The 10,942-nt window shown below is 32.2% G+C and carries 13 protein-coding genes; all 13 read left to right on the top strand.

The window, feature by feature from the left end; translation table 11 throughout:
• Window positions 1-257 precede the first annotated feature (257 nt).
• The 13 genes from QZL64_RS00075 to QZL64_RS00015 all read left to right on the top strand — a co-directional run bounded on the left by QZL64_RS00075 (window position 258) and on the right by QZL64_RS00015 (window position 10,646).
• Window positions 258-491: a hypothetical protein gene (locus QZL64_RS00075; RefSeq protein ID WP_021840026.1), complete on the top strand. Its 234-nt coding sequence runs from the start codon at window positions 258-260 to the stop codon at window positions 489-491.
• A gap of 340 nt (window positions 492-831) precedes the next feature.
• Window positions 832-1,287, top strand: a complete 456-nt coding sequence (locus QZL64_RS00070) for a hypothetical protein (protein ID WP_021840025.1) — start codon at window positions 832-834, stop codon at window positions 1,285-1,287.
• A gap of 125 nt (window positions 1,288-1,412) precedes the next feature.
• The gene (locus QZL64_RS00065; RefSeq protein ID WP_296309030.1) at window positions 1,413-1,589 is read left to right on the top strand and encodes a hypothetical protein; all 177 of its coding nucleotides are present in this window, start codon (window positions 1,413-1,415) and stop codon (window positions 1,587-1,589) included.
• Between the two features lie 74 nt (window positions 1,590-1,663).
• The gene (locus QZL64_RS00060) at window positions 1,664-3,145 is read left to right on the top strand and encodes an SIR2 family protein (protein ID WP_021840023.1); all 1,482 of its coding nucleotides are present in this window, start codon (window positions 1,664-1,666) and stop codon (window positions 3,143-3,145) included.
• 41 nt (window positions 3,146-3,186) lie between these two features.
• Entirely contained in the window at window positions 3,187-3,504 is a 318-nt protein-coding gene (locus QZL64_RS00055) for a hypothetical protein (protein ID WP_296309028.1), read from the top strand.
• Window positions 3,497-4,507 (top strand): hypothetical protein, encoded by a 1,011-nt coding sequence (locus tag QZL64_RS00050; RefSeq protein ID WP_021840021.1) that lies wholly within the window; start codon window positions 3,497-3,499, stop codon window positions 4,505-4,507. The genes QZL64_RS00055 and QZL64_RS00050 overlap by 8 nt, the downstream gene beginning before the upstream one ends.
• 13 nt (window positions 4,508-4,520) lie before the next feature.
• Window positions 4,521-5,318 carry an alpha/beta hydrolase family protein gene (locus QZL64_RS00045; protein ID WP_296309026.1) on the top strand — a complete coding sequence of 266 codons (798 nt, stop codon included), beginning with the start codon at window positions 4,521-4,523 and terminating at the stop codon, window positions 5,316-5,318.
• 17 nt (window positions 5,319-5,335) lie between these two features.
• A complete protein-coding gene (locus QZL64_RS00040; protein ID WP_021840019.1) occupies window positions 5,336-5,950 on the top strand; it encodes a DapH/DapD/GlmU-related protein in 615 nt (204 codons plus the stop codon).
• Window position 5,951: 1 nt separating this feature from the next.
• Window positions 5,952-7,052, top strand: coding sequence for a hypothetical protein (locus QZL64_RS00035; RefSeq protein WP_296309021.1), 1,101 nt, complete (start codon window positions 5,952-5,954; stop codon window positions 7,050-7,052).
• Window positions 7,053-7,235: 183 nt separating this feature from the next.
• Entirely contained in the window at window positions 7,236-8,477 is a 1,242-nt protein-coding gene (locus tag QZL64_RS00030; RefSeq protein ID WP_021840017.1) for a hypothetical protein, read from the top strand.
• Between the two features lie 626 nt (window positions 8,478-9,103).
• Entirely contained in the window at window positions 9,104-9,592 is a 489-nt protein-coding gene (locus QZL64_RS00025) for a hypothetical protein (RefSeq protein WP_021840016.1), read from the top strand.
• A gap of 10 nt (window positions 9,593-9,602) precedes the next feature.
• Window positions 9,603-10,244 (top strand): hypothetical protein, encoded by a 642-nt coding sequence (locus QZL64_RS00020; RefSeq protein WP_021840015.1) that lies wholly within the window; start codon window positions 9,603-9,605, stop codon window positions 10,242-10,244.
• Window positions 10,245-10,259: 15 nt separating this feature from the next.
• On the top strand, window positions 10,260-10,646 hold the full coding sequence (locus QZL64_RS00015; protein WP_296309019.1) for a protein-export chaperone SecB: 387 nt from the start codon (window positions 10,260-10,262) through the stop codon (window positions 10,644-10,646).
• Window positions 10,647-10,942: the final 296 nt, after the last annotated feature.

The following is a 10,942-nucleotide window of genomic DNA, read 5'->3' as shown; positions in this document are numbered from 1 at the left end:
CCATGTCAGGTTATCCTGTGCGATATAAAATTTAAAGTTATTCACATTCTGAAAGCTTTCTGTGAGTTTCTATACACTCCTGATTCCAAAACTTTTCAGATTGTGGATAACAGTCATAAATATCTGAAATTCAGGCTTTTATTTTCAGGTATTCATGACTGTTATCCACCGTCAAAACGACGAAGGTGACAGAATTCCAAAATAGCCAAAAACCGTTGGCTCTGCTATAATAACACTCAGGAAAGTGAGGTTTGGTTATGGCAGTTAAGTATACGGAAGAACAATTAAATAGTGTTGATAAGTCGTTTCTTATCCAGCTTCTTTTACAACAACAGGAGCAATTGGAAGCCATGACAAAAGAGCTTCACGCATCGAATGAAAAAATGCAGCTTCTGATGGAACAGGTGATCCTTGGTAAGCAGAACCGTTTTGGCAGGGCTTCTGAAAAAATGGAAGATACCAGTCAGATGTATAATATTGAATTTAATTAATCAGTAATCGGCTGAATGATCTGGTCGATGGAAAATGGGAGGATGTGCATTCTGATAAAGGGAAACATTTTATTCTCTCCGATGAGTTTATTGATATTGTGCAGAAGTAATTTGAGAGAAAATCTCACAACAGAATAAAGTGCTTGGAAATATTGAAAAGTTCGCTTAAAATCAAGGTTTACAGACATTTTTCTTGAAAGAAAATGTATCGTAGAATGCCGCAAAATATCGTAACAGATTTTTAAAATGGAGTAAATATTTCAAGAAGACATTAAAGGAATGACGCAGATAGTAGAGATATTGTCTGCGTTATTTTTAGAAAAAGGATTGGAGATACATTATGATACAAAGTAAAAGAATTGCAGAGTTAATGGACATTTATAAACAGGCAGAGAAATGCTATAAATATAATCAGAGTAGTTCGTTTTATAGATGCTTGGAAAATAAACTTGTTATAACGGCAAGGAAATATAATGACGAAAAAGAGATTTTGGAAGAGTACAAAATAGCTTGTCAATCCTATTTAGATAGTAATATATTGAAGACTAATATTAGTATTGCAACGTTGGTGCTTTCAATAGCAGGATTATTAAAGTTAATAGATGTAAAGGTTACAGTTGAAGCGGAAAATTCGGTTATAATTGCTATTATAATTTCAGTTGTGCTTATTGTATGTTTCGGAATACATATACACATGAAAAGAAGAAAATTATTAGAAATATCACATGTGTTTGAAAAGATAGCAATAAAAAATGTCCTGAGTAATGAGGAAAATTCTTGCGATAGAGAAAAATAGTTGGAAGAATTTATGGAAAGTACGGAATAGTTTTAGTATAGGCACCATTAAATCTTGATACCAAAATTCCTGTATTAATTGATTTGAATGAACAATTAATGTGCTCTAAATTGATTTCGAATAATATGTTAGTAAAATATGAGGATACGGAAGAATATGAAGAATTAGAAGTTACCATTATTGCGAGAATTATTTCTAGCGGAATGGTAAAATTACAAAAAGCTTTTTGTGATCCGTTGAAGAATTTTATGACATTAAATCGTGTTATGAGAAGAAGTATTGAAGGACGAACAGATGGATAAATGAGAGATATGCAGATAAAGATTATGGAACAATAGAGATTTTGGCTATATATCAATAAAAATAGGAGAACAGTATGGACATTAGAGAAACATTGTTAGAATTGACTAATTCAGGAACAATTAGATATTCTTATATGGCAGTAGAAAAATTGATTATTGTTATGATGAAAGATTACTTGAAATCACAGAATAAACGGCTTTTTGCAGAAAATGAGTCTGTTCGTGGAATTTCAGATATGATATTGCCCGATGGAATAGATAGTGATGAAAGTTGTATTGCAGCAGAAATTAAGATGTATAGACATAAGCAAATGAGCCTGCGAGTCATATATGATACAATTGGACGTTTTTCGATTAACAGAGGGGATATTAATAAGCTTTTATTAATAGTTGTAAATGAACTACCAGATGGAATAAGAAATCGTATTAAAGAAAAGAAGAAACAACTAAATTTTGAACTGATAATTTGGGATATAGATGATTTGGTTCGGATATTTAGTTATAATGAAAGCTTATTTGTTGACACATATAACAATTTGAATACAGTGTTATTGAGAGACACTATTAATAATGGTATTTCTAGAAATAATAGCACATATTTAGAAAAAAGAAAGAAATATGTTGAACAATTACATGCACAATATGAAAATGATAATATTGTTCTTTTTCTTGGCGCGGGAGCATCAAATGAAGCTAAAATAGCAACCTGGGATACCTTGATATCAGAATTATTTGTTGCATTAATAGATAAACAATTAAGTGCTAATCACATTCAAATAGAGAAGAAAGATAAGAAAAAAATAGTAAAAGAAGTCATAAATCAAAATGGAAATTCACCATTGCTTCAAACTAGATTTTTGAGAAATGGATTTGAGAACGATTTTGAAGAATTGGTTAGAGATATATTATATAAAAGTGCTGTTGATACGTCAGATTTATTAGAGGAAATAGGACAATTATGTATACCAAATAGGGGAAAACTAGGTGTACGTGCAATTATAAATTACAATTTTGATGATTTGGTTGAGAAAAATTTAAAAAGATTAAGAGTAAAATATCATTCGATATATGGTGAGGGGATGATTCCGGACACAGATGAGATAGGCATATACCATGTTCATGGATTTTTACCGCAAGAAAAAGAAAATTATGAAAATTTGACGAAGTCATTACTGGTTTTTTCGGAAGAAGGATATCACAAACTTATGATTGAGCCATACAATTGGGCAAATATTAGCCAGTTGAATTATATGATAAATAACACCTGCTTATTTATTGGATTGTCTATGACGGATCCTAATATGAGGCGATTGTTAGAAATAGCAGCACAAAAGAGAACTGAGAATGATGGAGAATGCCAACACTACGCTATTATGCGAAGATTTAAGATAAAAGATTCGGAAGAAGTTGAGTCAATAAAGAGTTTTGAAAGAGTAAACGAATCATTACAAGAGTCGTTTTTTAAGGAATTGGGAGTAAATGTTTTATGGATTGATGAGTTTAGTGAAATTCCAATTCTTTTAAAGCAGATTAAAGGAAATTATGATAGCTATTGATATTTGGCTCTATTTTGGCTCTAGAAAGCGACTTCTTTTATATGGTCAACAGTATGAATGTCCGGCACAATAATTGCGACGCTGCTGATAAGAAAAAATATAATGCAAAATTTGTGACACTGACAAGTCAAGAGCAGGAAGATTGGTATGATGAGATTTACCAGAAGGGTTTGATGGCATTTTTAATGTTAGAACAGGCAAATCGGGAAAAAGAATTGCTGCGTTCAAAAGTGCCACTATACCATAGATATATGGATAATATTATACATCTAGGTAAGTTGGAATTAAATTTGGAAGATAGAGAAATGAAAAGTGTTGATATTAAAAGTTTACTTGGAACATTAAATACGTTTGAATAATAGAATTCAAAAAACATTAGATGAAAGAAAAATTGGGGATACTAAGGTGGAATTGTTAACTTTTCCTATAGGGCAATTGTTTGAAGAAAAAGAAAAGATTAATAGGAAGATTTTGAACGTAATATATATTTTATGTATGAAAGAGAGACCAATTCCACGAATCCCTTTTAAAGATTTGCAAAAATGTACAGATAAGATTGTTCTATTGTTTAGTGATGAAGTTGCAGAATGGGCTTTGGATATTAATGAAAAGAAGATTGAAATAAAAAGAGTAGCACAAACCAGGTTTTACAAGGAGTATAAAAAGAAGAATTATAATTCATTTGTAAAATGGAGACCAGATTTTGACATTCCAATTAAAAGAAGTTATGCACTTTATGATGCAAGAAAGAAAAATGCAGAATATATATGGCTGTTGGATGATGATATAATTATTTCGCAAGATAATTATTTCCGAGCTATAAGAGCAATGGTCGGCGGAAAAGGGATAGTGGGTTTTCATGTTACAGAATATCCGGATATGTCGATAATGGATCATGCGAAGAGAATTGTTGATCACCATAATGCAAGGATTTCTATGACTGGAAGCTGTATGTTTATCAATGTGAAAAAGGTACGAGGATATTTTCCGTATGTATATAATGAAGACTTGTTCTTTTTTATGCAACAACCTTTTCAAAATGTAGTCTCAGGAGGAACAATAAGACAAGTTGAAAGAACATCATGGACTGACTTTGAAAGAATCCGACATGAGCAGCTTGGAGATTTTATTTATAATGTTTATAAAAGCAGATTTCTAAAGTTAAATACAGGGATGATTGACTGGAAAAATGAGAAAAAAGAACAGCTAGAACAATTGAATAGATTATATGAAACTGTATCAGATGAAATGGTAAAAGAAGCAGTAAGAGTGGCATACGAAGCAACAAAATATATTGACATATATGAAGTTGAAGAGTTTGTTAACAACTGCCAGTTTGCAGATTGGGTTTATAGATTATAAGGGGACATGTAAAGTGAAAGAAAATGTAATTTATATTACTGGGAGAAAAGGAGTGCAGATACCGGCAGCATTTGAAGAGGGAATAGATACGAATCCGGTTGTAATTATGGCACATGGATTGCAAGGATCGAAAGATGAGTATTTAAATACCCAACTAAGAATTGCAGATGAATTAAAAAAATTAGGAATAGGTTCATTGAGAATTGATTTTCGAGGCCATGGAGAATCCGAACAATCGTTGGAAGAATTTTCGTTGAAGTCACAGATAGAAGATCTGGTGACAGCGATAGAATGGCTGAAAAATAAAGAAGATAATTTGCGAATAATTACGCTGGGGATTAGTTTTGGAGCCCCACCGATTATGGTTGTGTCAGAGCTATATTCATCAATAATAAAGAAATGTGTTTTGATTGCTCCTGTTGTGGACTATAAAAACACATTTTTGTATCCTGTAACAGATTGGGGGAGAGAGAACTTCGGATATAAGAAAATCATAGAAGGTATATGTACAGGGGGAATAAATCTTGATGAAAAATATAGATTAGGAAGAGAAGTTTTAATGGATATATTGCTGGTAGATGTTGCACAATTTGTTAAGAATACAAGCTATCCTATGTATATTTTTCATGGGGAAAGTGATAACATGGTGCCAGCCATATTATCGAAGGAGTTTTCAAAAATACGAAGTAATATAAATATCTTTTTAATGAAAAAAACGGAACATGGATTAACAGAAGTTGGGGACGAAGAGTTTTTAAGCAATATTTCAATTGAAAATATGAAAAAAGTCATAGAGGAAATCTCGGAGTGATAATTGGAGGGAACGGTATGCCAAAAATCGAAATTCATCAGACAGCTATTATTGGACATGCATTAAGACCATTGCAGGGGATGATTTGCAGTAAGGAAAATCCGATGGATCCCAAAGTTATAATTGAGGGAGATTTATATATAGGTCCATATTCTGTAGTTGGTGAAGGTGTCTGCTTGGGAAAAAATGTTATAATAGATGTATATTGTAATATAGAACGAGGCGTAATCATTGGTGAAAACACACTTATAGTTCATAGAGCGACTGTTGGAGGATATAGTAAAATTGGTCGAGAATGTGTAATTGGAGGTGTGATAGGAGAAGGTACAGTGATAGGAGACAGGTGCCGCGTCTTTGGGTCTGTTGTCCATAAACAGGATGATCCTTCATATTCATGGGATCACAGGCCGGAACCAGAACCGTCGGTTACAATTCATGATGATTGCTTTATTGGTTTCGAGTCATTTGTTGCAGGGGATATAGAGATAGGACCTAAGGCGTATATATGTGCTAATTCTGTAATTACAAAAACAGTACCTCCCGGTTATATTGCTTATGGAAGAAATCAAATGGTATATCATACAGAATGGAAAGGAAATTTAGGGAAAAGTCCTGTATTTGATGGTGTATAATATGATATCTTATGCGTTGATAACAAATGGACAGTACAATCCGTTTTTAGCAGTTCCACTGCCAGATCATATGAAGTATCCAATTTCACAAAATTGTTCAGAAGGTATAGATCTGGACTATACAGCTTTAATGCTAGGAGAGCAATTTTTTGTAGATGAAGCTGTTTTTGAAGACATTCTCGTATCCAGAAAAGAGTATTTTACTCCTATGAAAAATACATTTAGAGAACTGAAATCTAGTGGATTGCTTGTGTGTAAAAATTATGAAACTTTGTTTTATGAAAATAAAAATAAAATAATAAATATCACGAATATGTTGTTGGAGAATCCAGAAAACTGGTTGGAACTAGAACGAAAACAATGGATTCCATTGAAAGGTGAATTATTTGAATTTCAGAAAAAATACGGGACACAAGATATGTACCAGGCTAATATTGGAAATATTGGAATAGAAAGCTGGCTCTCGTATTCGGATCAAATAGAAAATAGAGTATTAAGAACAAAACTGTATGAATTATTTGAAGGGAAAAGAGAGATATCAGAGGTAAAAGTAGAGGACGTTAAAGGAGCGTTGCAGTTCATAGTTGCACAGATTGTAATGTCAGATTTGATTGCTACATCTTTAAAGGTACCAATTTTAGATTGGGATGATGCAAAAGAATTGTATGAAAAATTATATTCTGTAAAGTGGGAAGGATATACACAAGAGTTAGCATTGCGAACTGAAGTTACAAAAATGTTTAATATAATAATGCCAGATTTAAAACCCAATAATATAAAATCTGTCATAAAATTCATACAGGATGACAAGTCGGTTGTTTCTCTGCGGAAGATGTTGAGTAATACTATCGGCAAAGGTGAAGAGGAAAGTAAGGAGTGGATGGGACAGTATATAAATAAGATGATTCATGCAGATCTTATTGCGCAAAAGAAGTCATCAGTGTTTCAATTCTTTGGAACCATACTGGGATTGATTCCTGGTATACCGTGGGTAGGAGCAGCAGGACTTGCAGGAGCTTCAACAGCAGGAGGAAATATTATAACATCTAAAAAATCAGACTATTATTGGTATTATGCATTGCAAAAATCATATAGAAACTGAATGACTTTTCTTTCATGTGTAGACAAAGATGCCGGTGAGTTGAAAAAAGAAATAAAGGAGATTAAAACTCCATTGGTAAGAAGATTTAATAGTGTATCGGTGTTGCAAAGCAGCCGCCTAAAAATGTCAAGGTACTCGCTATTTTGCGTTTACGGATTAATGTGAGTATTTGGAGGATGATATATGGGTTCTTTATTATTTGAAATCAAAGACAACAAGGATGAGCTACATAGAGTAGGGGTGTCAGATATAGGTTCAATTTTAACCATAAATGATGACTTTATGACAAAACAGGTGATGGCAAGGAAGGGTATAGAAAAAATTAAATATTGTTCGATTAAACCTAATGTTGAAAATTTGACATTAGTAATTAGGAATTATACTTTAACAGACACAATATATATAGAAAGTTTCTGGGATGTAAGATCAGATATCAATATATTTCAATCTATAGGAACTAATATTCATATGACGGAACAAAAAATTCAACATATGCAGGTAGATTGTGCAAGCGTTTTTGCAGCTGATTGCAGTGTGGAAAAAATGGAGATTGGTATATTTTCGGTTGTAAATCAGTATAAAAATTTGAGTGGCGCACAAGAAAATATTGCTTATAAAATGGATAAATTGGAATTACGTGACATGAATGTAGGTATATTGGATTTATATGCGGAATGCAAATATATTAATGTCCAGAGAAGCAGAATAAATGAATTTAACAATAATGGTAATATGCTGAAAAATGTTACATCTACAGTAGGTTGGATAAACATATGGCAAAATACACATATAGGGAAATTATCTATCGGAAATAAAATAGAAAAAATGACGGTGGATGATACTTCTATTGATAAAGTGGTTGCACGAGCTAAACTTTATATTGATACTTTAAAAATAAAAGATTCCAATATTGAAAATGCATATGGATTTGAGAAAAAACAATTTAACGATTTAACATATGATATTTGGGAATGGATTGGAAAATCAGCAGATAATAGTAGAAATGTGAGAGGACGAGCAGAAGCAAACTATCAAATGGCTAAGCTACTCTATAAAACAGAAAAAGGAACAGACAAGTTTATGAGTTCATTGTTCGATTTTTGTGCTGGATATGGATATAAACCTTTTAGAATTATAAGAACATCAGGTATCATGGTATTGGTAAATACATTTATGTTTTCATTTATAAAATTTGTGGAAATACTTTCAAAGATGTGGGCTATTCCACTTATTGGAGAATCATTTTGTAAAGGAGCAACTATTGTTTGGAATTATTTTCTGATTTCTATTGCTGCTTTAGCGGGCCAAAACAGTTTTGAGCTGAGAGAGGGATTACCATATTGGCTGTCAGTCATTGAATATTTATTAGGAGTTGTTTTGTTTGCGATGTTTGTTAATGCATTATATGCGAGATATAAAGAATAAATGATGATAGATGAGAGTGCAGGGACATAAAATTCTCTGTATTTTTATTAGTTTCTATACTAAGAATGGGGAGAACAGATCTTGGTAAAACTGTATAAAAATATTGAAAGTTCTGTCTTATTTTGTCGAAAGAGGTAAAATTATGCAGATTTAGTGTATCATAATAAATATATTATAATTTGCATGTTTTACGAAAGGAATATGAACGAAGTGTTTGGTATAATGATTAGTATGTTATATATTGGCGGGTATTTATATTTGATACAAAATAATTTGTTTAGAATAGGCGGATTACTTTTGGTAGCAATAGTTTATATATTTGCAATGAATCAGCACAAATATAATATGCCTTCATATAGAGAACCGTTGTACAGTAAAATTGTAGAATATCTTCAGAATGACGATATGTAATGAAAGTGGTATCTTAATCTCTACAACTTACATATAAGGATGATTTAAAAGCTATTGCAGGAAGCGAAAAAAGTTATGGGGAGACCTTCAGCTTTATGTAGGGATTGGATTTGATGGAAATAAGTTGAATAGTTACTAAAAATATGATAAAGTACAAATGAGAATACAAGTGGGCTAAGTGTTTAAATAACAAAAGAATTTGGGGTGGATATTAAGTGGGAGATAAAGAAGATATACGAGATGTTTTGCCTGAAGAATTAAGACTGGAAGATAATATCCCTGAAGAGTTATGTTATGATATTGTAGAGCAGGCAAGAGGTAATGAACATTATAGCTGTGTATATCGCGTCGCGAAGTGGGGCAAGATTGAAGAGAGAGCCTTTTTGAATACATATGGAGAGATTCAAGAAGGATATATTCCGGATGATGATGGAAAATATCCGAAAGACAATATAGGAACATATTCTACATCAGTCTATACTGAACGAAAAAATTGTGATAAATTTATTAATATGTTAAAGAAAAGTGTTCGGCTCAGAAAAGTATATCCTTTTCCGGTTATAATTGTAGGAAATACTTCGAATGGTTTGGTACAGAGAACAGCGGACCGAGACGTGAACTATCCAGATCCAACACACGTAGATTGGTGGTTGTTTTCAGGGAAAAAAGGAACAGTATTAAGCAATTTTGTATTATGCGAATAGGAGTGAGATTATGCCATATTTAGGAAATATTCCGGAAATTGGAGAATTAACGGAAGAAAAGATTCTGTTTGAGTTTGATAAGATACCAATTATTTTTGTATGTCATAATCAAACTCGTAAAAAATATCTTTGTGTATGTACAGATTGTATAGTGGGATATAGTTGGTTGCTTACAGAAATAACGAGAACTACATTAATTGAGTTGATAAAAGATAAGATATCTGTGTTGAAGGCATTTGAGATATCAAAAAATAAAATTTATAGTATTAATAGAGAAGAAAATCAATATTCGTATGAGAAATATAATTTTGCAGATATTCCGGAGGAAGAACTTCCGGATGCAGAGGAAAAGCTGGAAAATCCATTTTTGACAGATTATTTAGCCCAATTGGAGGTGGAAGATTCCGTTACAAATGTCCGGTGGGAAATGGAGGACATTTTAAAAGGATTTTTTATTGCTTCAAAACCGAAAACGGTAAATATGGAGATAAATATTTCGAACGATAGAGAAAATGATATTAATAAATATTCAGAATCAAAAGATTTTGGTATGGTTGAAAAGTCAGAGTTACCGTATATATGCGAGAATACTAATGATAATAAAATTTATATTCGAAAAGGCAAGCTTAATAGTTGTAGTTTGTTAATTTGAACAATGAGCAGGTGAATGAGTATGATTAAATGTGAAGAGGTATGCTTGTTTGAGGAAGCATTTAAAAGAAACTTGAATGATGTAGAAAAAAAAGACAATATTCCGGTAAAACTGGAAACTAATTTTGCACCGAATAAGAGTAAAGAAGTGCAAGATGCAAAGTTAGAATTATTGATGATTATCGGAGAGGAAAATGCTGAAAGATATGCATTTTACTATAAGATTAAGGTGGCAGGGATATTTAGCTGGTATGAGGAAAGAATGTCGATAGAAGAGGCTCAAAAAGAAATTGAATTAAAAGGAATGGAGATTTTGTACTCATTTATAAGAACATATTTTTATGACACATTAAAAAAAGCAGGTATGGATCCAATCGTATTACCACCTGTAAGGTTTAATTGAGCTTGGTTGTCAGGAGAAATTCCGTTTAGCGTGGAATTGCTACAATATAAACCAAAAATAATAGAAGAGATTTGACGGGGAGAAGAGAGAAAAAGAATAATGAGACAGGAGATAAGACAGAAGATGGGAAATTTTCTGTCTTATTTTGTCGAAGGATGTCAGTTTTTATTGGTTGAAGTGTATCATATAACAAGGGGGATTTGTAACCACATAGTAAACGGTGAATAGTAGGTACCACGATTTTTGCTAGTTTTCATGAGATAATTACTTTAAAAAATCTAAGGTTTTTTAGAGGG

Origin of the sequence: Veillonella sp. CAG:933 (genome assembly GCF_000431435.1) — a bacterium.
GTDB lineage: Bacteria > Bacillota > Negativicutes > Veillonellales > Veillonellaceae > Veillonella_A.
The sequence above is the reverse complement of the archived record's forward strand: the minus strand, read 5'-3'. Positions and strand labels throughout refer to the sequence as shown.